Consider the following 23,745-nt stretch of genomic DNA (forward strand, 5'->3'; position numbering starts at 1 on the left):
GGGCCGGTCGCCCCCCGCGCCCTCAGCCGCCCAGACGCAACAGGGCGGTTCCGACGGTGACGCGGACCGGACCGCAGCCCTGCCCCACCGACATACGCCCCCTTGGACCGGCGGTCCCGACACCGACCCCAAGGTTCACATCGACGGGTTGCTTGCACTCTTCGCACCCGGTCAACAGCAGGGCCGCCACAATCAGCAGAATCGATCGGATTGGCATCGGTACACCTCCGGCAACCTCCCCAACGATAACGTGGCGGCTGCCGCCGACAAAGGGAAATGACCGGCCGGTCTACCCCAGATAAGGCGCGAATTCCTCGACCACCTTTTCGTAGACCGCACGCTTGAACGGGACGATCCGCTCCACCAGATGCGCCGGCTCCTGCCATCGCCAGGTGCTGAATTCCGGGTGTTCGGTTTCGATGTTCACCTGATCGTCGCGGCCAGTGAACCGCATCAGAAACCATTTCTGTTTTTGCCCGCGATAGCGGCCCTTCCAGATATGCGGCACCAGATCCTGCGGCAGTTCATAGGGCAGCCACTGGGCGCTCTCCGCCACGATCTCGACCAGATCGGCGGTCACCCCGGTCTCTTCCCACAGCTCGCGCAGCGCCGCCTCCTGCGGGGCCTCACCCTTGTCCACCCCGCCCTGGGGCATTTGCCAGGCCTCCTCGTAGCGGTCGCGGCGCTGACCGACAAAGACATGGCCTTCGGCGTTCATCAACATCACGCCCACACAGGGGCGATAGGGCAGCTTGGCGATTTCATCAGGGGTCATCCGGGCGGCTCCTCACTTGCCCGCCCTGTCTAGCGCCTGTTCCGCGCGGTGCAAGCGGGTGACGCAGGGTTGGGGGTGACAGACGCCCGCATTGGGGCAATTCTGCCCCCGACATGAGGGAGGGCGATATGACCGAGTACCCAAATCTTCTGGCGCCGCTGGATCTGGGCTTTACCACCTTGAAGAACCGCGTGCTGATGGGCTCCATGCACACCGGGCTGGAGGAGACCGGCGACTGGAACCGGGTGGCCGAGTTCTATGCCGAACGTGCCCGCGGCGGCGTCGGGCTGATGGTCACCGGGGGCATCGGGCCGAATCTGGAAGGTTCGGTCCTGCCCGGGGCGGCGATGATGACCACGGACAAGGACGTGGCGAACCATTCCATCGTGACCGATCGCGTGCATCAGGCGGGCGGCAAGATCGCCATGCAGATCCTGCATGCGGGGCGCTATGCCTATGGGCCGAAATGCGTGGCACCGAGCCCGGTGAAATCGCCGATCTCCCCCTTCCCGCCCAACGAGCTGGACGAGGAGGGGATCGAGAAACAGATCTCGGACATCGTCAACGCCGCCGTGCTGGCGCGTCAGGCCGGCTATGACGGGGTCGAGATCATGGGCTCGGAGGGCTATTTCCTCAACCAGTTTCTGGTGACCCACACCAACAAGCGGACCGACGGCTGGGGCGGGGCGTACGAAAACCGCATGAAACTCCCCATCGAGGTGGTGCGGCGCACGCGGGAGGCGGTGGGTCCCGATTTCATCATCATCTATCGGCTGTCGATGATCGACCTGGTGCCCAATGGCTCCACCCATGAGGAAGTGGTGCAGCTGGCGCAGGAGATCGAGAAGGCCGGCGCCACCATCATCAACACCGGCATCGGCTGGCATGAGGCGCGGGTGCCGACCATCGCCACCAGCGTGCCGCGCCGGGCCTTTGCCTGGGTGACGAAAAAGCTGATGGGCAGGGTCGGTATCCCGCTGATCACCTCGAACCGGATCAACACGGCCGACGTGGCCGAAGAGGTGCTGGCCGAGGGCTGCGCCGACATGGTCTCGCTCGCCCGGCCGATGCTGGCGGACGCGCATTTCGTCGCCAAGGCGCAGGCCGGGCGGGCGGCGACCATCGCCCCCTGCATCGCCTGCAACCAGGCCTGTCTCGACCATACCTTCGGCGGCAAGCTCACCTCGTGTCTGGTCAACCCGCGCGCCTGCCATGAAACCGAACTGGTGCTGGGCAAGGCCGCCGCGCCGAAAACCGTCGCCATCGTCGGCGCCGGTCCCGCCGGCCTCTCCACCGCGCTGGCGGCCGCCGAACGGGGGCACAGGGTCACGCTGTTCGACAGGGCGGCAGAGATCGGCGGCCAGCTCAACATGGCCAAACAGGTGCCCGGCAAGGAAGAGTTCTGGGGGCTGGTGGACTGGTACGGGACCATGCTGGCCGAGGCCGGGGTTACCGTCGCGCTGCGCCGCGAGGTCACCGCCGACGATCTGACCGGCTATGACGAGGTGGTGATCGCCACCGGCGTCCTGCCGCGCGATCCCGGCATTCCGGGCGAAGAGCGCGACAATGTGCTCAGCTACATCGACGTGCTGCGCGACAAGGCCCCCGTTGGCAAGAGCGTCGCGGTGATCGGCGCCGGCGGCATCGGCTTCGATGTCTCGGAATTCCTGCTGGAGGAACACAGCCCGACAACAGACCTGCCCCTCTGGATGCGGGAATGGGGCGTGACCGACCCCGAACAGCACCGCGCCGGCCTCGCCCCAGAGGGTCCGCAGCCGGAGGCGCCGGCGCGCCACGTGACGCTGCTGCAGCGCAAGAAACAGGCGCATGGCAAGGGGCTGGGAAAGACCACCGGCTGGATCCACCGCGCCACCCTGAAGATGAAGGGCGTCGAATTCGTCGGCGGCGTGAATTACGAGAGGATCGACGACGACGGGCTGCACGTCAGTTTCGGCGAGGCGCGTGAGACCCCGACAGTGATCCCCGCCGAGACCATCGTGCTCTGCGCCGGACAGCTACCCGAGCGTAGCCTGGCCGACGCGCTGGAGGCCAAAGGCATCACCACCCATGTGATCGGTGGCGCCGACGTCGCCGCCGAACTCGACGCCAAACGCGCGATCAACCAAGGCACGCGGCTGGCCGCCACGCTGTAAGGGGACGATCCGCCCCGGTCCCGCCTCTCCTCGGCTCGAGAGAGAGGCGGTGTCCGGGCTGAGGCGCCAGAGCCGCCTGTCACCCCTCGTGCGCGGCGCGGCTGTCCTGCGGCGCCTCGGCGCGGTCGTTCATCCCGTAGTCACGCAGCACATGCGCCACCCGCAGACGGTAGTCCGCGAACAACCCGCCGCGCCCTTTGGCCTGTGCCGCGCGATGCGCGGAGAGCTTGCGCCAACGTGCCACCGCCGCCTCGTCCTCCCAGAAGGAGATCGACAGCAGTTTGCCCGGCCGGGTCAGGCTCTCGAACCGTTCGACCGAGATGAATCCCTCGATCTGCTCGGCCAGCGGGCGCATCTCGGCGGCGATATCGAGATAGTCGGGCTGACGCCCATCGGCCGGTTCTACTTCGAATATGATGGCGATCATCGGGTCTTCTCCATTTGAGCATGCGGCCCACTTTCGCTCCGCCGAGGGGCGCGTGCAACCGGCCCCCGGATCATCGCGGCCTGTTTCCACGACCGGAACGATCCCTGTGAAAACCGCGATATTATCCCATCGCCGCCGCGATCTTGCCCAGATTGAGCCGGATAACGGAGCCTGCAAGACACCGAAACCGAGGATGATGGCATGGACCGACTGACCGAAATGGAAGCCTTTGCCAATGTGGTGGATCAGGGCGGATTCACCGACGCGGCCAAGAAGATGGGCATCTCCAAATCGGCGGTGTCCAAGCATGTCTCCAGCCTCGAGGCGCGGCTGGGCGCCCGCCTTCTCAATCGCACCACCCGCCGTGTAAGCCCGACCGAGATCGGCCTGGCCTATTACGACCGCGCCCGCAGGGTGCTGAACGACGCCGGCGAGGCCGACGCGCTGGTCACCTCGATGCAGTCGGCGCCCTCGGGGTTGCTGAGGATTTCCGTGGCCACCGATTTCGGCGTCAATCTGCTGTCGCCGGTGCTGTCGGACTTCCTGTCGGATTTCCCCGAAATCACCGTGAACATGGTTCTGAACAACCGTTTTGTCGAACTGATCTCTGAGGGGTTCGACATGGCGATCCGCATCGGCGAACTTGAGGACAGCTCGCTTCGTGCCCGCAAGCTGACCGAAACCACAAAGCGGCTGATCGCCAGCCCGGCCTATATCCAGAAATTCGGCCGTCCGCAGAAGATCGACGATCTGAACGAGCACAAGCTGCTGCATTACTCCAACCAGTCCAGTGGCAATGTCTGGAAACTGACCGCCTCCTCCGGCGAAAAGCGGCAGGTGCGCACCACCGGCTGGCTCAGCGTCAATGACGGGCAATCGTTGCTCAACGCCGCGATTTCCGGGCTCGGGATCGCCTATCTGCCCAGCTACCTCTACGCTCAGGCGATGCAGGAGGGGCTGGTCGAGGATGCGATGCCCTCGCTCCCGGTCGAGACGCTGGGCGTCTATGCGGTCTATCCGCCTGGCCGTTTCACCCAACCCAAGGTGCGCGCTTTTATCGATTTCCTGGTCCACGCCTTTGCCGACAAGGGCCCGACCGAGTGGTAACGAGTTTCATGTTGCTTCCCTTGGCAACCCGCCTGCCCCCGTGTTCCGCACGGGGGCTTTTTTATTCCACCGGCAACAACAGCGCCTCGACCCGGCGATTCTTCTCGCGCCCTTCGCGGGTCAGGTTCGAGGCGACCGGCGCGAGATAGCCCATCCCCTCGGCCGCCACCCGCTCGGGCGACACGCCATAGGTGTTGACCAGCCGATCGCGCACGGTCCCGGCCCGGCGTTTCGACAGCGAGATATTGGCCTCCAGCGCACCGGTGCTGTCGGTATGGCCGACCAGAACCACCCGATAATCCGGGTTGGCGGCGAGAAAAACGGCGATGCGCGAAAGCGACTCAAAGGGGCCCGGCCCCAGCGCGTTGGCGCCGGTGCGGAAATCCAGATCGCCCAGGATGACATGGCCCTCGGTCATCAGCGCGCCGATCAGGGGCGGTGTCACCGGTCCCGGTTCCGACCCCGGTTCCGACTCCGGCCTCGGCTCCGGCTCCGGGGATTGCGGAACTTCGGCGGGCGTCTCGTGAACCCCGGGCGCCACCGGCAGGAGGTGGATTTCCTGGACATAGGCGCTGGAGCCGCTGCGGCTGACCAGCAGGCTCAGCACCTCGTCTCCGGTGCGGACGGCCGAAAGAAACCTGAAATCCCCGATATCCACATGCATCTGCGGGGCCAGGGCGACCTCGGTCCCAAAGCGGAAATCGAAGCCGCCGCAGGCGCTGGCCTTGCATTCGAACACGACCTCGTATCCGCCAGTTACCAGTTGATCGCGCAGCGGCGCCAGAATCTGCAGCGGCGTGGACACGCCGCCGTCCAGGCGCCAGGTGCGGCGCTCCACCTGCCCCTCATAGACCTGCGCCGGCACCGTCGTTCCGTCAAAGGGCGCAAGCGGCAGCGCATAGCTGTCCAGCGGCACGATCCGTTCGGACAGGAGACGCGCGCCGAACGGCATGTCCAGCGCAAGCGCCGGAGCCGAAGCAGCCGCCAATAGGGCACAAAAGGCGGCCGCCCGGATCATCTGAACTGCGCGTGATACTCGTCGTTGGGCCACATGGCCGTGGCGCTGGCAACGCGGTTGGTCATGTTGAAGAACCCGGCGACATTGGCGATGTCCCAGATATCGCGGTCGGAAAAACCCGCCTCGCGCAGCGCCTGACGATCATCTTCCTCGATCGTATAGCTTTCGGTGGTCATCTTGGCGGCGAAATCCAGCATTGCGCGCTGGCGTGCGTCCAGATCGGCCACCCGGTAGTTGATCGCCAGCATCTCGCCCAGCATCGGATCGCCCGACAACTGCCGAACTGCCGCGCCATGGGCCACAATGCAGTAGAAACAGCGGTTGATCGACGAGACCACCACCGCGATCATCTCGCGCTCCAGCTTGCTCAGCCCGCTGTGGGCAAGCATCAGATCGTTGTAGATGCCGGTAAAGGCGTTCAGCTTGTCGACGTCGAAGGCGTTGGCCCTGAGCACGTTGGGGATCAGCCCGAGCTTTTCGGTGCAGATGTCGAAATATTTCTGCGTCGCCTCGGGCAGCGGATCGACCATAGACAGGTCGAGCGCGGTGGGCGGTTTTCGGTCGGTCATCGGCGGGTTTCCTCCCCTTGCCATATTCGGTAGTGATACTGTCCCACTACAGACATGCCGAGCCTGGAATACAAGGCATTCGCCCCGTCATTTTCGCGGGTGCAGACCACGGCGAGGGTATGGGCGCCCTGTTTTTCCGCCCAGTGCGCCGCGCCGCGCATCATCCACTGTCCAAGCCCCTGCTTGCGCTGATGCGGCAGGATCTCCAGCGCATGCAGCATCGCCACGCCGTCATGTATGGCGACAAAGGCGGTGCCGCCCGGCTTGTCGTTGAAACGCGCCAACAGCCCGGTCTTGGGTCCCTCGGCACGGGCCATCACCGCCAGACGCGCCGGGCCGATCCCGGCCTCGGCCCAGATCTCGCGCATGATTGCCAGCGGCTCCCAGACCTGCAGCACGGTGACGCGGGGGATCGGTATATCGGTCAACTGGCCAATCGGGCAGGCATAGGCCGACACCGGATCCTTCACCGCATAGCCGCGCGCCTCCAGCAGGGCGTCGAGATCCCCGTCGCCCGGGCGGATCATGAACAGCGGGGTCTGGCCCATGGCGCGCATCGCCTGTTCCGCCCCGGCGATGTCGCCGGCGGTCGCGGGCCCCGCGGCCGAAGCCGCCGAGACCCGGCTGCCGCCGCCCTGCCCCTCGCGCAATATCCAGGGGCCCTGCCTGACATAGCGGGCCGCCGGCCATGTCCCGTCGATCACATCGAATAGCCAGGGGGCGGTCGGCTCGCTCATCCCTCCAGATCCCGGGAAAGACGGGTCACGGCGGCGTCCACCCGCGCCCCGTCGCTGCCGCGCACCACGATATTGGCGCCGAACACGCCGTCCTTCTGGAACGGGTAGCAGCCGATGGAGAGGTCGGAAAACTCGGCCGCCAGCGCCCCCAGCGTCGCCGCGATCTCGCCCTCGCCGCGCATCACCCGCAGACTTTGCGATAACAGCGGCGCCCCCCCGGTGAGCGTCGGCAGAAGGCTGGCCACCATCGCCTCGAACACCGCCGGGACGCCGGCCATCACATGGACGTTCTCGAGAGTGAAACCGGGCGCCGTGGAAACCGGGTTGTCGATCAGCGCCGCCCCATCGGGGATGCGCGCCATCCGCAGCCGGGCCGCGTTCAGCTCCAGCCCCGTGGTCTTGTAGTGCGCCTCAAGCAGCGCGCGGGCGTCGTCGCGCACGTCGATATGCGCGTCAAAGGCCGCGGCGATGCAATCGGCGGTGATATCGTCATGGGTGGGGCCGATGCCGCCGCTGGTAAAGACGTGATCAAAGCGCGACGACAATGCGCGCACCGCGCCGGTGATCGCCTGCGCGTCGTCGCTGACCACGCGAACCTCCTGCAGGGCGATCCCGTGTTTGGTGAGCTCGCCCGCGAGGTAATACATATTGGAATCGCGTGTGCGCCCGGACAGGATCTCGTCCCCGATCACAAGCATGGCGGCGGTTGGATTGGTCATGGTGCCCCTTCCCTCAGGTCGCGGTCTTGAAGGGCCGCGCCGGCAGGTATAGGCCGGGTTTCATGCGCTTTCAAACCCCACTTGTCCCGGCCCGGCTGATCAGACGTTACAAGCGGTTCCTGGCCGACTGCCGGCTGGAGGACGGGCGCGAGGTGACGGCCCATTGCGCCAACCCCGGCTCGATGATGGGTCTGGCCGATCCAGAGATGAAGATCTGGCTGGAGCCCAACGACGACCCGAAGAAAAAGCTGAAATTCGGCTGGCGGCTGGTCGATCATGAAAACGGCCATTTCACCGGCGTCGACACTTCGGTTCCCAACCGCGCCCTGCGCGCCGCGCTTGAGGCGCAGCAGATAGCACCGCTGGCCGCCTACGGCACGGTGCGGCCGGAGGTCAAATACGGCCAGTCCAGCCGCATCGACTTTCTGCTCAACGAGCCGGGTTTGCCGGATGCCTATGTCGAGGTGAAATCGGTGACTCTGTCCCGCGCGCCGGGGCTGGCGGAGTTTCCCGACAGCCGTACCGCGCGCGGCGCCAAGCATCTGGACGAGCTTTCGGACATGGTGCGCGCGGGTCACCGGGCGCTGATGCTCTATCTGATACAGCGCACCGATTGCGACCGCTTCGAACTGGCCCGCGACATCGACCCCGCCTATGGCGCGGCGTTCGACCGGGCGCAGGCGGCGGGGGTGGAAAGGCTGGTTTATACCACCCGGATCACCCCGCAGGACATCACGCTGGATCACGCGCTTTAGGCGCCGGACTCAGCCCCTCTGGCAACTCTGCTGCAAAGGCATTAAAATATTGTGCAACGGCAGAAAATGGAGCCTTCATTGAACAACGAATTTCGTGGCCGTCTGACCAGGGACGGCATCCGGATACACGATCAGGCCGATTTTGCGGGGATGCACAAGGCCGGGCATCTGGCCGCACAGATCCTGGACGAAATCGCCGAGCACGTGTTTCCCGGCCAGACCACCGGAGAGATCGACCGCATCATCGAGGACAAGGTGAATGCGGCTGGGGCGACATCGGCCACGATCGGCTACAAGGGGTACAAGCACGCCAGTTGCATCAGCGTCAATCACGTGGTCTGCCATGGCATCCCCGGCGACAAGAAGCTGAAGGACGGCGACATCCTGAACATCGACGTGACCGTGATCGTCGATGGCTGGTTCGGTGATACCAGCCGGATGTATGTGGCCGGCAAGCTCAGCCGCAAGGCGGAGCGCCTGATCCAGGTCACCCACGACTCGCTGATGATCGGGATCGAGTCGGTCAGGCCCGGCAACACCTTTGGCGACATCGGCCACGCGATCCAGGTCTATGTGGAAAGCCAGCGGATGAGCGTTGTGCGCGATTTCTGCGGTCACGGTCTGGGCCAGGTGTTCCACAGCAAGCCGAACGTGCTGCATTACGGCCGCCCGGGCACCGGCGCGGTGCTGGAGGAAGGCATGTTCTTCACCATCGAGCCGATGGTGAACCTCGGCCGCCCCGAGACCAAGACGCTGGCCGACGACTGGACAGCGGTGACGCGTGACAAATCACTCTCGGCGCAGTTCGAACATTCGGTGGGGGTGACTGCGGATGGCGTCGAAATCTTCACCCTGTCGCCGGCAGGACGGTTTCACCCGACCTACGGCTGAGCCGCGCAGGACCCCGGAAAAGGAAAAGGCAGGCCTTGCGCCTGCCTTTTGTGTGTCCGGCGGATGAGTCCGGTCACTGGATCGTCAGCGTCATCGCCTTTTGCACGTGGTAAGGGGCGGCGGAAAACCGCGCCTCGTTCTTCTGCCCCGCATCGGAGGCATAGAGCGCCACGGCGCCGGCGAAGAGGGCGGTAAGGGCGATCGCGCCCAGCAGAGACACACGCAAACCAGTCATTTTTCTCGCTCGTTTTGTTTTTGTTATTCGGTTATTTTTTGATCGGACCGCCGAGATAGGCATCTTTCGCCCGGGATACGAGGGGGCAGCACAGGAAGATCCGCCTGTCGTCGCGTCACAAATCCGTTACTATCGGCAAGATCGAAGCGATCGTGGCCAGCCCCGCCGCGCCCTACCCCGCGTCCCCGACCTCAAGCAGAGTCACATGGGTTTCGCCATATCGGCGCCGCTCAAGCAGGGCAAAGCCGGCCGGCGGCTCCATCGGTGCGCTTTCTTCCCAGACGATCAGCGCACCGGGGGCGAGCCAGCCGCCCGCCAGCGCAGCCATCAGTGCCTTTTGTCCCATGCCCTTGCCATAGGGCGGGTCCAGAAAGACCAGATCGAAGGGGTCTGTATCACATTTCGCCGGTTTGGTGGCGTCGCGCCGGATCAGGCGGGTCTCTGCCCCGCTGCGGGTGATCTCGACATTCCGGCCGATCAGCCCCTGCGCCACCCGGCCGCTTTCGACAAAGGTGACATGCGCCGCGCCGCGCGACAGCGCCTCCAGCCCCAGTGCGCCGGTGCCGGCGAACAGGTCCAGCACCCGTGCGCCGGGAATCACGCCATAATGGGTCAGCACCGAAAACAGGCTCTCGCGCACACGGTCGGTGGTGGGGCGCAGATGTGCGCCCGCGTCCCCCTTGCCGACCGAGGCGAGCGTGCGGCCGCGAAACTGTCCGGCGATGACCCTCACGCCCGCATCAGCGCCTTGATGTCGAACTCCGGGTCGCCCACCTGGTCGGGGTTGGCGGTCTTGCCGCCGTCGATCAGCCGCTTGCCGACCATATAGGCGCGCGGATCGTTCATCGCGTCCACCGCCAGAAGCTGCGCCCCCCTGAAATACCAGAACGAGGCCGACTGCCCCGCGCCCTGCCGCGTCACAATGCGGTCATAGCCGGCGTTCAGCCCGGCGATCTGCAGTTTTACATCGTATTGATCCGACCAGAACCAGGGCTTGGGCACATATTCCTCCCCGTCGCCGAGGATATTGCCCGCCACGCATTCGGCCATGTCGATCGCGTTGGGCACGCTCTCCAGCCGGATGCGCCCCCCTTGATACGGGAAGGAAGCACAATCCCCCGCCGCCCAGATATGCGGATCGGAGCTGCGGCAGCGGCCGTCCAACTTGATGCCGTTGTCGATCTCCAGCCCCGCCGCCTCAGCCAGCACGGTGGTCGGCGCGATGCCGACGCCGACGACGACGAAATCCGCCGCCAGTTCGGTGCCATCCGTGAAACGCGCGCCGGTCACGCGGCCGTCCCCGCCCAGCAGCCGCTCCAGCCCGACGCCCTCGCGGATGTCGACGCCGTGACCGCTATGCAGAGCGCGGAAATAATCGCTGGTCTCGGGCGCGGCCACCCGTTGCAGGATGCGGTCGGCCATCTCGACCAGCGTCACCTTGACGCCGCGTTTGGCGCAGACCGCCGCCGCCTCCAGCCCGATATATCCGCCGCCGACGATCAGCGCCCGCGCGCCCTCGGTCACCGCGGGCGCCATCGCGTCCACATCGGCCAGCGTGCGCACGGTAAAGACCCCCTCCAGATCGCCGCCGATCGCCGCCGGAAGACGCCGCGGGTCAGACCCCGTGGTCAGCACCAGATCGTCATAGGCGATCGTCTCGCCCCCGACCGTCACCGTCTGTGCCACCGGGTCGATCCCGGTCACCTTCTGCCCCAGACGAAGGGTGATGTCGTTCTCGGCGTAAAAGCTTTCTGGCCGCAGATAGAGCCGCTCCAGTGCCATGTCGCCCAGCAGATAGGCCTTGGACAGCGGCGGCCGCTGATAGGGCGGCACCGGCTCGGCCCCGATCAGGGTTATCTTGCCGTCGTACCCGTCCTTGCGCAGCTTTGCCACCACAGAGGCCCCGGCCTGCCCGGCCCCGATCACAACGATATGGCCCATGTGAAAATCCTTTTCCGCTGGCTGTGGTCAATCTCCGGCAGGACACTACATGCAGGCCCGGGAAAAACACAATCTCTCGCGAAAGGAACACGCATGAGCATCAAACCAGGCGACCGCCTGCCCGAGGCGACCCTGACCCGGCTGAGCGCGAACGGCCCCGATCCGGTGAAGCTGTCCGATCTTACGACAGGACGCAAAGTGGTGATCTTCGGCCTGCCGGGCCCGTTCACCGGCACCTGCAGCACGTCGCACCTGCCCAGCTTCATGCGCACGGCGCAGGCGTTCAAAGACAAGGGTGTGGACGAGATCATCTGCATCGCGGTCAACGACGCCTGGGTGATGGATGCCTGGGACAAGGCCACCGGTGCAGGCGCAGCGGGCGTCACCCTGCTGGCCGATCACGCCAGCGAACTGACCAAGGCCCTGGGCCAGGAGCTGACGGTGCCCGCCATCGGCTTCTTCTCGCGTTCCAAGCGCTTCGCGCTGGTGGCCGAGGACGGCGTCATCACCCACCTGCAGGAAGAGGTCGCGCCCGGCGCCTGCGATCTGACCACAGGCGAAACGCTGCTCTCCGCGCTGTAAGCCGCCGCCGGGCGGACCCCGCCCGGCAATCCCCGGCTCAGACCAGCCCGTCCAGCTTGCGGGCGAGCTTGGCGTCCAGCGCGCTCAGACCGCCAACGTCATGGGTGGTCAGCACCACCTCCACCCGGTTGTAGACATTGCGCCATTCCGGGTGGTGGTTCCACTTCTCGGCCCAGATCGCCACCCGGGTCATCCAGCCAAAGGCATCGACGAAGGTCTCAAAGGTGAAGGTCTTGGCGATGGCATCGCGTCCCTCGACCATCTGCCAGCCGTTCTTCAACAGCGGGTCCAGCAGCGGGCCGCGGGTTTCCTCGGACAGTCGCTCGCTCATTCCTTCTCCTCCACATTGGTCTTTTTGAACGGCCCGTAGTCCGTCAGGATTTCGATTTCCTCGTCCACCGCCGCCCGCTCGGCCACAAGGAATTGCCTGACCGCCTCGGCAAAACCCGGATCGGCAATCCAGTGCAGGCTGTGGGTCTGGCTCGGCAGGTAGCCGCGCGCCAGCTTGTGCTCGCCCTGCGCGCCGGCCTCGACCCGGGCCAGCCCACGGGCAATGGCCTCGTCGATGGCACGATAATAGCACAGTTCAAAATGCAGAAACGGGTGTTGCTCACTACAGCCCCAATAGCGGCCGTAGAGTGTATCCCGACCGATCAGGTTCATCGCGCCGGCGATCCAACGCCCGTCACGCTCGGCCAGCAGCAGCAGGATGTCGTCCCGCAGATGCGCCTGCGCCAGATCAAAGAACGCGCGGGTCAGATAGGGCGAGCCCCATTTGCGCGCGCCGGTGTCTTGGTAGAACGTCCAGAACGCCTCCCAATGCTCGGGCTTCAGATCGTCGCCGGTAAACCGGTGAATCGTGCCGCCGAACGCATTTGCCTCGCGCCGTTCCTTGCGGATGGCCTTGCGCTTGCGCGAGGAGAGACTCGCCAGAAAGGCGTCGAAATCCGCGTAGCTGTCGTTCAGCCAGTGAAACTGCTGACTGGAACGCGCCATCAGCCCCATCGCCTCGCCCGCCGCGGCCTCCGCTTCGGTGCAGAAGGTGACATGCAGCGACGAGATGCCGTTGTCGGCGGCCAGTTGCACCGCCCCCTGCACCAGCGCCGCCTGCCCGATCTCTTCGTATCCGGGGCGCACCAGAAACCGCCGCCCCGTCGCCGGGGTAAAGGGCACCGCGATCTGCAACTTGGGGTAATAGCGCCCGCCGGCACGCTCATAGGCATGGGCCCAGCTATGGTCGAAGATATATTCACCCTGACTGTGCGACTTGGCGTACATCGGCGCCACCGCGATCAGTTGACCGTCGAGCCAGGCGGTCAGATACTGGGGCTGCCAGCCGGTGCCGCGCCCGACCGAGCCGCTGTCCTCCAGCGCCCTGAGAAACCGGTGTGTGGTGAAAGGATCATCGGGGCGGCCACCCCGGGCCGCCTCGGGGCAGGCGCAGGCATCCCACTCCTGTGCCGCGATCTGCGACAGCGACGGCAGCACCTGAATTTCGATCTGCGCCTGATCCATGATCCCTCCGGGCCTGTTCCCTATTTGTGGCCCCCGGGATGCGGTTCAAGCCGGGATCGCGGCGGCGTAGCCCTCGAAGGTGATATTGTCGGCAAGTTTGCGCGCCTCTGCCTCTGCTTCGGGCGACCGGATGGTCCAGCACAGCACCGGCACCCCATCGGAATGCAGCGCACGCACGCGGGGACGGGACAGATCCCCGGCCTGATGGCTGATGAAACCGGCGCCAACGCGCTCGAAATCGGGGATCGCGCGCAGCCTTTCACAGGTTTCGACCGTCAGCGGCCAGTCGGCGGGATCATAGCTGCAGGTGGTCAGCCCACGCGGCAGTTCAGGCGCCAGGCGCGCCAACTCGGCCATGCTGTGCGGGTTGAAGGACATCACCGCGACCGGCCCGGCATAGCCCGACAGCGCCCGCGCGGTGGCGGCCTCCAGCGAGCCGACATCGGGGCCCATGGCGCCGTCCTGATCCTTCAGTTCGACCAGCAGCGGCACCCGGCCCGCCACCAGATCGAGGATTTCCTCGAACCGCGGGATGGTCTCGCCGTCGCCGTTGAGCAGCGGGATCGCCGAGGCCTCTGCCGCGCTGCGCCGGCGCAGCGGGCCGGCCTGCCCGGTCAGCCGGCCAAGGTCGTAGTCGTGGAACACCATCGCCGCGCCGTCGGCGGTGAGCTGCAGGTCGATCTCGATCCCGTAGCCCGCCGCGATCGCCGCGCGGATCGCCGCGCGGCTGTTTTCGGGGCGCCCGCTGGCGATGTCATGATAGGCCCGGTGCGCCACCGGCAGGCGCAAAAGGGCGTCGGGCAGGACGGGCAATCCGGTCATCGCAGCTGGAATATCCCTTCGATCTCGACCGCGACGCCCAGCGGCAGCGACGCCGCCGACACCGCCGAGCGCGAATGCCGCCCGGCCTCGCCCAGCGCCTCGACCAGGAAATCCGAGGCGCCGTTGACCACCTGCGGCTGCTGGGTGAAATCGCCGGTCGAGTTGACGAAGCCGGTCAGCTTGATCACCCGCACCAGTTGATCCAGATCACCGCCACAGGCCGCCCGCACCTGGGCCAGAAGGCCCAGCGCACAGCGTTTAGCGGCGGCCGCACCGGCCTCGACATCCATGGTGTCGCCAAGCTTGCCGGTGATCAGATTGCCGCCCTCATCGATCGAAATCTGGCCCGAAACGTACAACGTGTCGCCCACCCGCACGTAGGGTACATAGTTTGCCGCCGGGGCCGGCGCGGCGGGCAGGGTCACGCCCATCTCGTCCAGTTTGCCTTGAATGCTCATCGTCTCTCTCCTGTTCTTCGTTCAGCCAGTCCCGTCGCCGCAATGTTCCGGCCCTTGGGGTCCGACCCTCCTCAGGTTTCGCGGAACGCCTTGGTGAAATAATCCGCAAGCGGTTTGACCAGATAGGCCAGCGGCGACCGGTCGGTCGTGCGCACAAAGGCCTCGACCGGCATCCCGGGGATCAGCACGGTGCCCTCTGGCAGCTTGTCCATCTGCCCCTCGTCCAGAACGATCTCGGCGCGGTAGAACGACAGCCCGCTCGCCTCGTCCTGGAAGGCGTCGGCGGAAATCTTGGTCACCGAGCCGAGCAGTTCGGGCGTCTGACGCTGATCCAGCGAGGCCAGGCGCAGGTGCACCGGCTGGCCGATGTAAATCTCGTCCACATGGATCGGGTCGACCCGCCCGGCAATCACCAGCGGGCGATCCTGCGGCACCAGGAAAAGGACCGGGTCGGCCGGTCCGATCACCGAACGCGGCGTGTGCACGCGCATCCCATAGACCACGCCCGAGACCGGCGCCGTGATCTCCAGCCGGGCCAGCCGGTCCTTGAGCGAGCGGCGCTGCTCGGCCAGTTCCAGTTCCTGATAGCGCAGGTCGCGCAGGCGCGTGATCGCCTCTTCGCGCCGGCCGGTGCCAAGCTTGAGCGTTTCGATCTCGATCTCGGTAATCCGGCCCTCGGCCTGCGCCTTGGAGGCCTTCAGTTCGCCCAGCGTGCCGTCCAGATTGGCCGACGTGCGGCGCAGGTTCAGCACGGTGGAGGCCTGCGCCAGCCCGCGGTCCAGCAGCGATTGCTGATTGGCCAGCTCCTCCTGGATCAGTTCGAGCTGGATCTTGAGCGAGTCCTGTTGCGCCTCGATCCCTTCGATCTGGCTGCGGATCTGGTTGCGGCGCTTTTCCAGTTGCTCGATCTCGCGGTTCTCGGAATCGGTGCGTGCGTGGAACAGCCGCCGCTGCCCCTCGACCAGTTCCGCCACTTCCGGACGGTCCTTGGCCACCTCCAGCACTTCGGGGTCGAACTCAACCGCGGACGTCTCGTCGCGCTCGGCCTCAAGGCGGCCGCGCCGGGCCATCAATTCAAAAAGCTGCCCCTCGATGATCACCAGTTGCGAGGACATGTCCCGCGAATCCAGCCGGATCAGGGTCTGACCCTTTTCGACGAGATCGCCCTCGTCGACATAGATCTCGGCGACCACGCCGCCGTCGAGATGCTGAACCACCTGGCGGTTCTGGTCCACCTCGATCCGCCCGCTGACCACCACCGCACCGGCAATGGTCGACAGGGCCGCCCAGCTGCCGAAACCGCCGACCAGCGTCAGCAGGCCCAACATGCCGACAATCAGCGGCTTTCTCGCCGACCAGCCGCGCGCGGCGGGTTTCTTCGGCGTGGCCGGGGCGGGCCGTGCGACCGGGGCGGTGCCGCTCTTCTTCGCCAGCACCGCCTTGGTCGTCTTGTCCACCTCGCTCCGCGTCACTTTCTTCGGCGCGATCTTGCTCAGCTCTTTCCCGGTCATTTCATGCCGCCCATTCCGGCCGATTTCAGCAATTGCTGGTGGTTCGAGACCATTTCACGCAACACCTGTTCCTTGGGCCCGAAGGCCGTCCGGTGGCCGTCGTCGAGGACCATCAACATATCGCATTCCTGGATCGCCGAGGGCCGGTGCGCCATGATCAGCACCGATTTCCCGGCCGCCTTCATCGCCTTGATCGCATTGTTCAGCGCCATCGACCCTTCGTTGTCGAGATTCGAGTTCGGCTCGTCCAGAATCAGGATCACCGGATTGTCATAAAGCGCGCGGGCCAGCGCCACGCGCTGCATCTGGCCACCAGAAAGCCGCCCGCCGCCCGCCGTCACGCGCGTGTCGTAGCCGTCGGGCAAGGACACGATCAGATCATGCGCCGCCGCCATCCTGGCCGCCGCGACGACCTTTTCGCTGTCCGGCTCGGGCGCCATGCGGGCAATATTCTCGGCGATCGTGCCGTCGAACAGCTGCACCCGCTGCGGCAGGTAGCCGATATGCTGGCCCAGAACGTCAGGGGCATATTGGTCCAGCGCGGCGCCGTCCAGCCGCACGGTGCCGCCCGCCGGTTTCCAGAACCCGGTCAGGGTACGCGCCAGGGTCGTCTTGCCCGACCCGGAGGGACCGATCACCCCCATGGCCTGGCCCGGCTCGACCTTGAAGCTCACGGTTTTCAATTTCGCCCGGCTGTCGCCCGGCGGCACCACGGTCAGCGCATGTGCCTCCAGCCGCGCCTTGGGTTGCGGCAGGGCGGTGCGCGTCTGATCCGGGGGCACCTTGCTCAGCAGCTCGCCCAGTTGCAGCCACCCTTTGCGGGCACGCTGGATGTTCGGCCAATGGCCGACAAGCTGTTCGATCGGCGCCAGCGCCCGGCCCAGCAGGATCGACGCAGCGATCATCACGCCCGCCGTCACCTCGCCCTGAAGCACCAGGTAGGCGCCCAGACCCAGCATCGCCGATTGCAGGAACATCCGCAGCGTCTTGGTCAACGACGAGAAACTGCCGCTCACGTCATTGGCGAGCACCGATTCCACCAGCGATTCATCGCGGGTGTGGTTCCAGCGGTCGAAGGCGGCGCCGCGCATGCCCATAGACTGGATCGTCTCGGCCTCGTGGCGAATCTCTTCGGCCATCAGCCCGGCGCGATGCGAGGTGACGTTGGCCTGCTGCACCGGCTTGCGCGAAAAGATCTGGTTCAGGATGGTGATCAGCACCAAAAGCCCGCCGCCCGACACCGCGAGGATGCCCAGCCAGGGGTGGAACAGCGAGATGCCGAACAGGAAAAACGGTGTCCAGGGCAGATCGAACAGCGACATGAACGGGGGTGAGGCATACAGCCGCTGCACCGCTTCGAGATCGCTCAGTCCGGTCTGCGCAACCGGATCGTTGGCCACGGCCGAACGTTTCAGCATCGCCTCGAACACGCGCCGGTCCAGCGCCCCCTGAAAGCGTGCGCCGACCCGCGCCATGATCCGGCCTCGGGAGAAGTCCAGGATCCCCATCGTGCCGTAGAGGAAAGCCACCAGCAGCGATAGGGCGACCAGCGTTTCCTCTGACCGGCTGCCCAGCACCCGGTCATAGACCTGCAGCATGTAGAGCGGCCCGGTCAGCATCAGCAGGTTCGCGAAAAAGCTGAAAAGGCCGACGGCCCAGAACAATGGGCGGCTCTGTTTCCGGGCCTCGACGAGTTCGACGAACCCATCCCAGTTGGAACCGCTGCTACGATAGGGGGCGGACATATTCTTCCAGTATATTTGCGGCCTCAAGCGGCCATAATTTCGGCGTCATCGCGCTTTTTGCGTCCGACTCTGTTTCAATACGGTCACACATCCATTATTGGAGCGAGTACCACTTTTGCTGGTCATGTACGAGCCTACATTTTCAGAAGTTGCCCACCAACTGCAAGCATCAACGGATTGTCATACGGATATGAAATTTTCCCCTCGTGCCTTGACCCTTTTCTTTGCGATCCTTTCCGCAGGTCTGCTGTCGGCTTGCGTGATCCGGACGCCCGAGCAGAAGGCAAGCGGCGAAATCTTCGACCCCTACGAGCGCACCAATCGTTCGATACACGCCTTCAACCTGGGCGTTGACAAGGCCGTCTTCCGCCCCGCCTCCAAGAGCTATGTCACCATCGTGCCCGAACCGATGGTCGACAGTTTCAACCATTTCGCGCAGAATCTCTCGATGCCGGGCATGATGGTTGACTCGCTCCTGCAGGGCAGGATCAAGCAGGCCGGGATCGCGCTTGCGCGTTTTGTCATCAACTCCACCGTGGGCTTTGCCGGGCTGGCCGATCCGGCCTCGGACTTCGACATTCCGGAGGTCGACACCGATTTCGGCGAGACGCTCTATGTCTGGGGCTTTGACGAGGGCGCCTATGTCGAATTGCCGCTGTATGGGCCGTCCACGACGCGCGATGCGGTGGGCGTCGTGGTCAATCTGTTCACCAATCCGCTCGACTACACCGATCCCCGTCCCGCCGACAATCTGGGCCTGTATAGCGAGGTTGTGCGCCGGATGGGCGACCGGGGCCGCTATTCGGACACCGTCGATGCGATGCTGTACGAAAGCGCGGACAGCTACGCTCAACTCCGGACGCTTTACCTCCAAAATCGCCGCTTCGATCTGGAAGGCGAGAATACCGACCTCTACATTACTCCTGACGAGATAAGCACCGAGGGTTTCTGAATGACTGTTTTTGTTACGCGGCGCCACATCATCGGGTCCATTTCCGCAGCGGCCGGCCTGGCCGCCCTGCCGGGGGCAGCATTGGCCCTGAACCCGGGTCTGGCCCGCAGCATGGTCGACAAGCTGGTTGCCGAGATCAACCGGGTGATCGACAGCGGCAAGTCCGAAGCGTCGATGTATCGGGATTTCGAGAGTATCTTCAAAGATTATTCCGACACCTCCTATATCGCCGCCTATGCGCTGGGAGTGGACGGGCGCCGCGCCTCCAGCAGCCAGAAGCGTGCCTTTACCGCGGCCTTCACCGGCTACATCTCGCGCAAGTACGGCAAGCGATTCCGCGAATTCATCGGCGGCAAGCTGGTGGTCGAGGACGTGCGCCAGGTCAAGAATTTCCTCGAGGTGCGCACCACCGCCTATCTGCGCGGCGAGTCGCCCTTTGAGGTGGCCTTCCACGTCTCCGACCGCACCGGGCGCGAGTTGTTCTTCAACATCTATATCGAAGGCGTGAACATGCTGCTGACCGAGCGGACCGAAATCGGTGCGATGCTCGATGCGCGCCGGGGCGATATCGACCGGCTGATCGCGGATCTCAAACACACCGGCTGACCCGCGCGGACAAGCCGTCAGAACCCGGGCCGCGATGTTCCGCATCGCGGCCCTTGCCGTTCCGGGGCGATGACGGCATCAGCGATTGGCAGCGCCGCGCCCGAAGATGTCGCGCAGGAGCTGGTTGACCGCGCCGCCGACCCCGCCTTCGGCACCGCCGCCGGTCGCCTCGCCGTCCGGCCGGTGCGGTGGGATCGGCTCGCGCATCGGCAGCGGCCTGGGCGTGCGCCCCTCATGCACGCGAACCATGGTCTCGTGCCAGATTTCCGCGGGCAGCCCGCTGCCGGTGACGCCCTTGAGCGGGGTATTGTCGTCATACCCCATCCAGACCCCGGCAACATAGTCGGCGGAAAATCCGATGAACCAGGCATCGCGCGCCTGTTGCGAGGTGCCGGTCTTGCCCGCCACCTGCCATCCGGGGATCTGCGCCCGGCTGCCGGTGCCCTCGGTGACGACCTTTTCCAGCATCCAGATCAGTTGTTCGGCGGCCTCGGTGCGGATCACCCGCTCGCCGATGCCGCCGGCGGCGCCGAACAGCGGCGTGTCATCGCCCAGCAGCCGCAGTTCGGTAAGGCCGAAGGGGGTCACCGACGAGCCGCCGTTCAGGATTCCCGCATAGGCGCCCGTCATCTCGATCAGCGTGCTTTCCGAGGCCCCCAGCGCCAGCGCCGGACCGGCCGCCAGATCGCTGTCGATGCCGAACTCGCTGGCGACGATGCGCACCTTGTCGCGCCCGTATTTCTCCGAGGTTTTCACCGCCGGAATGTTCAGTGACTTTTTCAGCGCCTCGGTCAGCGTGACCCGGCCATAATGCTTGTGGGTATAGTTCTCGGGGCACCACTGGCCCGAGCCGGGAATGGTCATGCAGAATGGCTCATCCACCACCGTGTCCAGCGGCGAGGCCCCCAGATCCAGCGCGGTGGCATAGACGAATGGCTTGAACGCCGAGCCGGTCTGCCGCTTGGCCTGGGAGGCGCGGTTGAACACCCCCGAGACCCGCGTCTTGCGCCCGCCCACCATGGCGCGCACGGCGCCGTCGGCGCTCATCACCACGATCGCCGCCTGCGCCTTGGACCCGTCGCTCACCCGCTCCTGGAACACGAATTTCATCGCCTCTTCGGCCGCGGCCTGGATGTTCTGGTCCAGCGTGGTCTTGATGATCACGTCCTCGGTGGTCTTGTCGCCGAAGAACTCCGGCGTCTCGTCCATCACCCAATCGGCGAAATAGCCGCCGGCGCGGGCCGCTGCCGCCTCGGACAGTTCGGCCGGTTGCCTGCGCGCCTGGTCCGCCTCTGCCGTGGTCAGATAACCCTGATCCTCCATCAGCCCGACGATGACCCCGGCCCGGTTCTGCGCACGGGTCAGGCTGTTGGTGGGCGCATAGCGCGTCGGTGCCGCCAGAAGACCGGCCAGCATCGCCGCCTCAGACGGGCTAACCTCGGCCGCCGATTTGCCGAAATAGCGCTGGCTGGCCGCCTCGAAGCCGCGGGCGCCGGCCCCCAGAAAGGCGCGGTTCATGTAGATGGTCAGGATCTCGTCCTTGGAGTACTTGACCTCCATCGCCATGGCATAGATTGCCTCCTTGACCTTGCGCCACAGTGTGCCCTGACGGCAATTGGCCTCGTATTCCGCCTCGGTCTGGCCGGAACTCGGGTCGAACGGTTCGCCCAGGCACAGCAGCTTGGCCGTCTGCTGGGTGATGGTCGAACCGCCATGACCGGAAAGCGGTCCGCGCCCCTCGCTCAGGTTGATGCTCACGGCGCTGGCGATGCCGCGCGGGCTGATCCCGAAATGGCGGTAGAACCGCTTGTCCTCGGTGGCGATGATCGCGTTCTTGAGATTGGGCGAAACGGTGTCGGAGGTGACCACCCCGCCGAACTGGTCGCCGCGCCAGGCAAACACGTTGCCGGCGCGGTCCAGCAGCGTGACCGAACCGCGCGCGCGCCCGTCCAGCAGCGTCGCCATCTCCGGCAGCTTGGTATAGTGATAACCGACGCCGGCGGCGATCAGCAGCGCGATCACCATGCCCATGCGCCAGGAGAACCCCCAGATCAGCCCGAAGATCCAGCGGATCAAGGCCCGGATCGCGCCGAAGAACCCGCCGCCTCCGCCATTGCTTTTGCGCGGGGCGGATTTGCGCGCTTTGGTCTTTGGCTTTGCCTTGGCCGCGGCCTTGCCGCCGCGCCGCGGCGTCTTGGCCGCGGATTTGCCGCCGCCGCCCGAGGGGTAGCGTTTATCGGCCACCAGCGGTGTACGACGTGTCTGTTTGGCCATGCCCGATCCTGCCCGATCTTTTGTTCTGCGCGCAGAATACAGTGCCGCGGATGATTTGTAGAGGGGCCGTGGCACCGGCAGATTCCGACTCCTTTCCGCCCAATAAACAGGCATTCGCCGGAGTTTGTGCAAAAATTGTGCAAATTTGACAGGGCCACTGCGGATTTTTCGGGCATCGGCGTTCCCTTAAAGCCCCTCAATCGCCTTGCTTGCGGGGCGACTTGCAGGGCGACCTGCCGAATGAAGGGGACGATCGTGAAACTGATCATTGCGACAATCAAACCGTTCAAGCTGGAGGAGGTCCGCGAGGCGCTGACCGAAGCCGGTGTACGCGGCATGATGGTGACAGAAATCAAAGGGTTCGGATCGCAGTCCGGCCATACCGAAATCTACCGCGGCGCCGAATACGCCGTGAATTTCGTGCCGAAGGTGAAACTCGAGATCGTGGTCAGCGCCGGAATGGCCGACCAGGTGGTCGAGACCATCACGAAGACCGCCAAGACCGGCAAGATCGGAGACGGCAAGATCTTCGTTCTGGACGTGGAGCAGGCGATCCGCGTGCGCACGGGCGAAACCAACGAAGACGCGCTTTGAGGCGTGCAACCAAGGGAAACGGAGCTATGAAACGACTCAATGCATTTGCCGCCGCCGCGGCGCTGATTGCGCTGCCCACGCTGGGCCTGGCGCAGGAGGCAGACGTCACCCCGCCGAACGAGGAAATCGGCTATATCTTCACCACCTTCATGTTCCTGGTCACCGGCTTTCTGGTGATGTGGATGGCTGCCGGTTTCACCATGCTGGAGGCCGGTCTGGTCCGCCAGAAGAACGTGACCATGCAGCTGACCAAGAACATCGCGTTGTTCTCGATTGCGGCGCTGATGTACTACCTGATCGGCTATAACCTGATGTATCCGGGCGACGGCTGGACCATCAGCGGCGTGATCGGCGCCTTCTCGATGGCGGTGATGGAACCGGTGGGTCTGGCCGGGACCGAGACCGACCTGACCTATGCCTCTGTCGGATCGGACTTCTACTTCCAGCTGATGTTCTGCGCGACCACCGCGTCGATCGTGTCGGGCACCCTGGCCGAGCGAATCAAGCTGTGGCCGTTCCTGATCTTCGTTGTCGTGCTGACCGGCCTGATCTACCCGATCCAGGCCAGCTGGAAATGGGGCGGCGGCTTCCTCGATGCCGGTGGGTTCCTCGATTTCGCCGGTTCGACCGTGGTGCACTCGGTCGGTGGCTGGGCGGCTCTGGCCGGGGCGCTGATCCTGGGTCCGCGTCTGGGCAAGTACAAGAACGGCGCCGTGCATCCGATGCTGGGCTCGAACCTGCCGCTGGCGACGCTGGGCACGTTCATCCTGTGGCTGGGCTGGTTCGGGTTCAATGGCGGCTCGCAGCTGTACATGGACACCGCCGGTAACGTGGCCGACATCAGCCGCATCTTTGCCAACACCAACACCGCAGCCGCCGGTGGCGCCGTCGCCGCGCTGATCCTGACGCAGCTTCTGTACAAGAAGGTCGACCTGACCATGGTTCTGAACGGTGCGCTGGCGGGCCTCGTCTCGATCACCGCCGAACCGCTGACCCCGGGCCTCGGGGCTGCCACCCTGATCGGGGCCGTGGGCGGTATCATCGTGGTCTTCGCCGTCCCCTTCCTGGACAAGCTGAAGATCGACGACGTGGTCGGCGCCATCCCGGTGCACCTGTTCGCAGGCATCTGGGGCACCATCGCTGTGGTCCTGACCAACTCCGACGCGAGCCTGGGCACGCAGCTCTACTCGATCGTGGTTGTCGGCCTCTTCGTCTTCGTGGTCTCGGGTGTGGTCTGGTTCGCGCTGAAGATGATCATGGGCATCCGGGTGAGCGAGGAAGAAGAGATCAACGGTCTCGACATGGCCGAGCTTGGCATGGAAGCCTATCCCGAGTTCTCGAAGGGCTGAGTTTCCTTCC

General features: G+C 65.2%; 26 protein-coding genes. 9 read left to right on the top strand and 17 right to left on the bottom strand.

Going from position 1 to position 23,745, the window contains the following annotated elements:
* Window positions 1–22: 22 nt before the first annotated feature.
* The gene (locus E1832_RS16845) at window positions 23–217 is read right to left on the bottom strand and encodes a hypothetical protein (RefSeq protein WP_133360933.1); all 195 of its coding nucleotides are present in this window, start codon (window positions 215–217) and stop codon (window positions 23–25) included.
* A 72-nt stretch (window positions 218–289) separates the two neighbouring features.
* The gene (locus E1832_RS16850; protein WP_133360934.1) at window positions 290–775 is read right to left on the bottom strand and encodes an RNA pyrophosphohydrolase; all 486 of its coding nucleotides are present in this window, start codon (window positions 773–775) and stop codon (window positions 290–292) included.
* Between the two features lie 128 nt (window positions 776–903).
* On the opposite strand from E1832_RS16850, the gene E1832_RS16855 reads away from it, so the two are divergent.
* Window positions 904–2,928, top strand: coding sequence for an NADPH-dependent 2,4-dienoyl-CoA reductase (locus E1832_RS16855; RefSeq protein WP_133360935.1), 2,025 nt, complete (start codon window positions 904–906; stop codon window positions 2,926–2,928).
* A gap of 79 nt (window positions 2,929–3,007) precedes the next feature.
* Here the strand turns inward: E1832_RS16855 and E1832_RS16860 are convergent, their stop codons facing one another.
* On the bottom strand, window positions 3,008–3,355 hold the full coding sequence (locus E1832_RS16860) for an antibiotic biosynthesis monooxygenase family protein (RefSeq protein ID WP_133360936.1): 348 nt from the start codon (window positions 3,353–3,355) through the stop codon (window positions 3,008–3,010).
* Between the two features lie 201 nt (window positions 3,356–3,556).
* Between E1832_RS16860 and E1832_RS16865 the strand changes: the two genes are divergently transcribed.
* Window positions 3,557–4,462 (top strand): LysR family transcriptional regulator, encoded by a 906-nt coding sequence (locus E1832_RS16865; RefSeq protein WP_133360937.1) that lies wholly within the window; start codon window positions 3,557–3,559, stop codon window positions 4,460–4,462.
* A 61-nt stretch (window positions 4,463–4,523) separates the two neighbouring features.
* Here the strand turns inward: E1832_RS16865 and E1832_RS16870 are convergent, their stop codons facing one another.
* The 4 genes from E1832_RS16870 to E1832_RS16885 are packed head-to-tail and all read right to left on the bottom strand — an operon-like array spanning window position 4,524 to window position 7,505.
* Entirely contained in the window at window positions 4,524–5,480 is a 957-nt protein-coding gene (locus E1832_RS16870) for an OmpA family protein (RefSeq protein WP_133360938.1), read from the bottom strand.
* Window positions 5,477–6,049: a peroxidase-related enzyme gene (locus tag E1832_RS16875; RefSeq protein ID WP_133360939.1), complete on the bottom strand. Its 573-nt coding sequence runs from the start codon at window positions 6,047–6,049 to the stop codon at window positions 5,477–5,479. Before E1832_RS16875 ends, E1832_RS16870 begins: the two co-directional genes overlap by 4 nt.
* Window positions 6,046–6,786, bottom strand: a complete 741-nt coding sequence (locus tag E1832_RS16880) for a GNAT family N-acetyltransferase (RefSeq protein ID WP_133360940.1) — start codon at window positions 6,784–6,786, stop codon at window positions 6,046–6,048. The genes E1832_RS16875 and E1832_RS16880 overlap by 4 nt, the downstream gene beginning before the upstream one ends.
* Window positions 6,783–7,505: a competence/damage-inducible protein A gene (locus E1832_RS16885; protein WP_133360941.1), complete on the bottom strand. Its 723-nt coding sequence runs from the start codon at window positions 7,503–7,505 to the stop codon at window positions 6,783–6,785. The genes E1832_RS16880 and E1832_RS16885 overlap by 4 nt, the downstream gene beginning before the upstream one ends.
* A 62-nt stretch (window positions 7,506–7,567) precedes the next feature.
* Between E1832_RS16885 and sfsA the strand changes: the two genes are divergently transcribed.
* Window positions 7,568–8,260, top strand: coding sequence for a DNA/RNA nuclease SfsA (sfsA, locus tag E1832_RS16890; RefSeq protein WP_133360942.1), 693 nt, complete (start codon window positions 7,568–7,570; stop codon window positions 8,258–8,260).
* Window positions 8,261–8,338: 78 nt separating this feature from the next.
* Complete coding sequence (gene map / locus E1832_RS16895) at window positions 8,339–9,151, top strand: type I methionyl aminopeptidase (protein WP_245514022.1); 813 nt, start codon at window positions 8,339–8,341, stop codon at window positions 9,149–9,151.
* 73 nt (window positions 9,152–9,224) lie between these two features.
* Here the strand turns inward: map and E1832_RS22585 are convergent, their stop codons facing one another.
* The 3 genes from E1832_RS22585 to E1832_RS16905 all read right to left on the bottom strand — a co-directional run bounded on the left by E1832_RS22585 (window position 9,225) and on the right by E1832_RS16905 (window position 11,327).
* Entirely contained in the window at window positions 9,225–9,386 is a 162-nt protein-coding gene (locus tag E1832_RS22585) for a hypothetical protein (protein WP_165978917.1), read from the bottom strand.
* A gap of 172 nt (window positions 9,387–9,558) precedes the next feature.
* Window positions 9,559–10,119: a 16S rRNA (guanine(966)-N(2))-methyltransferase RsmD gene (gene rsmD, locus E1832_RS16900; protein WP_133360944.1), complete on the bottom strand. Its 561-nt coding sequence runs from the start codon at window positions 10,117–10,119 to the stop codon at window positions 9,559–9,561.
* Window positions 10,116–11,327, bottom strand: a complete 1,212-nt coding sequence (locus E1832_RS16905; protein ID WP_133360945.1) for an NAD(P)/FAD-dependent oxidoreductase — start codon at window positions 11,325–11,327, stop codon at window positions 10,116–10,118. The genes rsmD and E1832_RS16905 overlap by 4 nt, the downstream gene beginning before the upstream one ends.
* Before the next feature lie 93 nt (window positions 11,328–11,420).
* Between E1832_RS16905 and E1832_RS16910 the strand changes: the two genes are divergently transcribed.
* Window positions 11,421–11,909, top strand: coding sequence for a peroxiredoxin (locus E1832_RS16910; protein WP_133360946.1), 489 nt, complete (start codon window positions 11,421–11,423; stop codon window positions 11,907–11,909).
* Between the two features lie 37 nt (window positions 11,910–11,946).
* Here the strand turns inward: E1832_RS16910 and E1832_RS16915 are convergent, their stop codons facing one another.
* The 6 genes from E1832_RS16915 to E1832_RS16940 form a co-directional block, all read right to left on the bottom strand.
* Window positions 11,947–12,240 (bottom strand): 4a-hydroxytetrahydrobiopterin dehydratase, encoded by a 294-nt coding sequence (locus E1832_RS16915; RefSeq protein WP_133360947.1) that lies wholly within the window; start codon window positions 12,238–12,240, stop codon window positions 11,947–11,949.
* A complete protein-coding gene (locus tag E1832_RS16920) occupies window positions 12,237–13,424 on the bottom strand; it encodes a GNAT family N-acetyltransferase (protein ID WP_133360948.1) in 1,188 nt (395 codons plus the stop codon). Before E1832_RS16920 ends, E1832_RS16915 begins: the two co-directional genes overlap by 4 nt.
* Before the next feature lie 45 nt (window positions 13,425–13,469).
* Window positions 13,470–14,246, bottom strand: a complete 777-nt coding sequence (locus E1832_RS16925) for a glycerophosphodiester phosphodiesterase family protein (protein ID WP_133360949.1) — start codon at window positions 14,244–14,246, stop codon at window positions 13,470–13,472.
* The gene (locus tag E1832_RS16930; RefSeq protein ID WP_133360950.1) at window positions 14,243–14,704 is read right to left on the bottom strand and encodes a RidA family protein; all 462 of its coding nucleotides are present in this window, start codon (window positions 14,702–14,704) and stop codon (window positions 14,243–14,245) included. Before E1832_RS16930 ends, E1832_RS16925 begins: the two co-directional genes overlap by 4 nt.
* A 71-nt stretch (window positions 14,705–14,775) precedes the next feature.
* Complete coding sequence (locus E1832_RS16935) at window positions 14,776–16,032, bottom strand: HlyD family type I secretion periplasmic adaptor subunit (protein WP_133360990.1); 1,257 nt, start codon at window positions 16,030–16,032, stop codon at window positions 14,776–14,778.
* Between the two features lie 179 nt (window positions 16,033–16,211).
* Window positions 16,212–17,960: a type I secretion system permease/ATPase gene (locus E1832_RS16940; protein ID WP_133360951.1), complete on the bottom strand. Its 1,749-nt coding sequence runs from the start codon at window positions 17,958–17,960 to the stop codon at window positions 16,212–16,214.
* Window positions 17,961–18,150: 190 nt separating this feature from the next.
* Between E1832_RS16940 and E1832_RS16945 the strand changes: the two genes are divergently transcribed.
* Window positions 18,151–18,912, top strand: a complete 762-nt coding sequence (locus E1832_RS16945; protein ID WP_133360991.1) for an MlaA family lipoprotein — start codon at window positions 18,151–18,153, stop codon at window positions 18,910–18,912.
* Window positions 18,913–19,518, top strand: a complete 606-nt coding sequence (locus E1832_RS16950; RefSeq protein ID WP_133360952.1) for an MlaC/ttg2D family ABC transporter substrate-binding protein — start codon at window positions 18,913–18,915, stop codon at window positions 19,516–19,518.
* A gap of 78 nt (window positions 19,519–19,596) precedes the next feature.
* Here the strand turns inward: E1832_RS16950 and E1832_RS16955 are convergent, their stop codons facing one another.
* A complete protein-coding gene (locus tag E1832_RS16955) occupies window positions 19,597–21,792 on the bottom strand; it encodes a transglycosylase domain-containing protein (protein ID WP_133360953.1) in 2,196 nt (731 codons plus the stop codon).
* 255 nt (window positions 21,793–22,047) lie between these two features.
* Between E1832_RS16955 and E1832_RS16960 the strand changes: the two genes are divergently transcribed.
* Window positions 22,048–22,386: a P-II family nitrogen regulator gene (locus E1832_RS16960; protein ID WP_133360954.1), complete on the top strand. Its 339-nt coding sequence runs from the start codon at window positions 22,048–22,050 to the stop codon at window positions 22,384–22,386.
* A gap of 26 nt (window positions 22,387–22,412) precedes the next feature.
* Entirely contained in the window at window positions 22,413–23,735 is a 1,323-nt protein-coding gene (locus E1832_RS16965; RefSeq protein ID WP_133360955.1) for an ammonium transporter, read from the top strand.
* Window positions 23,736–23,745: the final 10 nt, after the last annotated feature.

This window comes from Antarcticimicrobium luteum (assembly GCF_004358185.1).
Classification (GTDB): Bacteria; Pseudomonadota; Alphaproteobacteria; order Rhodobacterales; family Rhodobacteraceae; genus Antarcticimicrobium; species Antarcticimicrobium luteum.

Excerpts from the sequence above, each read along its gene's own strand:
- E1832_RS16845 (WP_133360933.1), bottom strand. The coding sequence starts at position 217 with ATGCCAATCCGATCGATTCTGCTGATTGTGGCGGCCCTGCTGTTGACC.
- E1832_RS16850 (WP_133360934.1), bottom strand. The coding sequence starts at position 775 with ATGACCCCTGATGAAATCGCCAAGCTGCCCTATCGCCCCTGTGTGGGC.
- E1832_RS16855 (WP_133360935.1), top strand. The coding sequence starts at position 904 with ATGACCGAGTACCCAAATCTTCTGGCGCCGCTGGATCTGGGCTTTACC.
- E1832_RS16860 (WP_133360936.1), bottom strand. The coding sequence starts at position 3,355 with ATGATCGCCATCATATTCGAAGTAGAACCGGCCGATGGGCGTCAGCCC.
- E1832_RS16865 (WP_133360937.1), top strand. The coding sequence starts at position 3,557 with ATGGACCGACTGACCGAAATGGAAGCCTTTGCCAATGTGGTGGATCAG.
- E1832_RS16870 (WP_133360938.1), bottom strand. The coding sequence starts at position 5,480 with ATGATCCGGGCGGCCGCCTTTTGTGCCCTATTGGCGGCTGCTTCGGCT.
- E1832_RS16875 (WP_133360939.1), bottom strand. The coding sequence starts at position 6,049 with ATGACCGACCGAAAACCGCCCACCGCGCTCGACCTGTCTATGGTCGAT.
- E1832_RS16880 (WP_133360940.1), bottom strand. The coding sequence starts at position 6,786 with ATGAGCGAGCCGACCGCCCCCTGGCTATTCGATGTGATCGACGGGACA.
- E1832_RS16885 (WP_133360941.1), bottom strand. The coding sequence starts at position 7,505 with ATGACCAATCCAACCGCCGCCATGCTTGTGATCGGGGACGAGATCCTG.
- sfsA (WP_133360942.1), top strand. The coding sequence starts at position 7,568 with ATGCGCTTTCAAACCCCACTTGTCCCGGCCCGGCTGATCAGACGTTAC.
- E1832_RS22585 (WP_165978917.1), bottom strand. The coding sequence starts at position 9,386 with ATGACTGGTTTGCGTGTGTCTCTGCTGGGCGCGATCGCCCTTACCGCC.
- E1832_RS16905 (WP_133360945.1), bottom strand. The coding sequence starts at position 11,327 with ATGGGCCATATCGTTGTGATCGGGGCCGGGCAGGCCGGGGCCTCTGTG.
- E1832_RS16910 (WP_133360946.1), top strand. The coding sequence starts at position 11,421 with ATGAGCATCAAACCAGGCGACCGCCTGCCCGAGGCGACCCTGACCCGG.
- E1832_RS16915 (WP_133360947.1), bottom strand. The coding sequence starts at position 12,240 with ATGAGCGAGCGACTGTCCGAGGAAACCCGCGGCCCGCTGCTGGACCCG.
- E1832_RS16920 (WP_133360948.1), bottom strand. The coding sequence starts at position 13,424 with ATGGATCAGGCGCAGATCGAAATTCAGGTGCTGCCGTCGCTGTCGCAG.
- E1832_RS16925 (WP_133360949.1), bottom strand. The coding sequence starts at position 14,246 with ATGACCGGATTGCCCGTCCTGCCCGACGCCCTTTTGCGCCTGCCGGTG.
- E1832_RS16930 (WP_133360950.1), bottom strand. The coding sequence starts at position 14,704 with ATGAGCATTCAAGGCAAACTGGACGAGATGGGCGTGACCCTGCCCGCC.
- E1832_RS16935 (WP_133360990.1), bottom strand. The coding sequence starts at position 16,032 with ATGTTGGGCCTGCTGACGCTGGTCGGCGGTTTCGGCAGCTGGGCGGCC.
- E1832_RS16940 (WP_133360951.1), bottom strand. The coding sequence starts at position 17,960 with ATGTCCGCCCCCTATCGTAGCAGCGGTTCCAACTGGGATGGGTTCGTC.
- E1832_RS16945 (WP_133360991.1), top strand. The coding sequence starts at position 18,151 with ATGAAATTTTCCCCTCGTGCCTTGACCCTTTTCTTTGCGATCCTTTCC.
- E1832_RS16950 (WP_133360952.1), top strand. The coding sequence starts at position 18,913 with ATGACTGTTTTTGTTACGCGGCGCCACATCATCGGGTCCATTTCCGCA.
- E1832_RS16955 (WP_133360953.1), bottom strand. The coding sequence starts at position 21,792 with ATGGCCAAACAGACACGTCGTACACCGCTGGTGGCCGATAAACGCTAC.
- E1832_RS16965 (WP_133360955.1), top strand. The coding sequence starts at position 22,413 with ATGAAACGACTCAATGCATTTGCCGCCGCCGCGGCGCTGATTGCGCTG.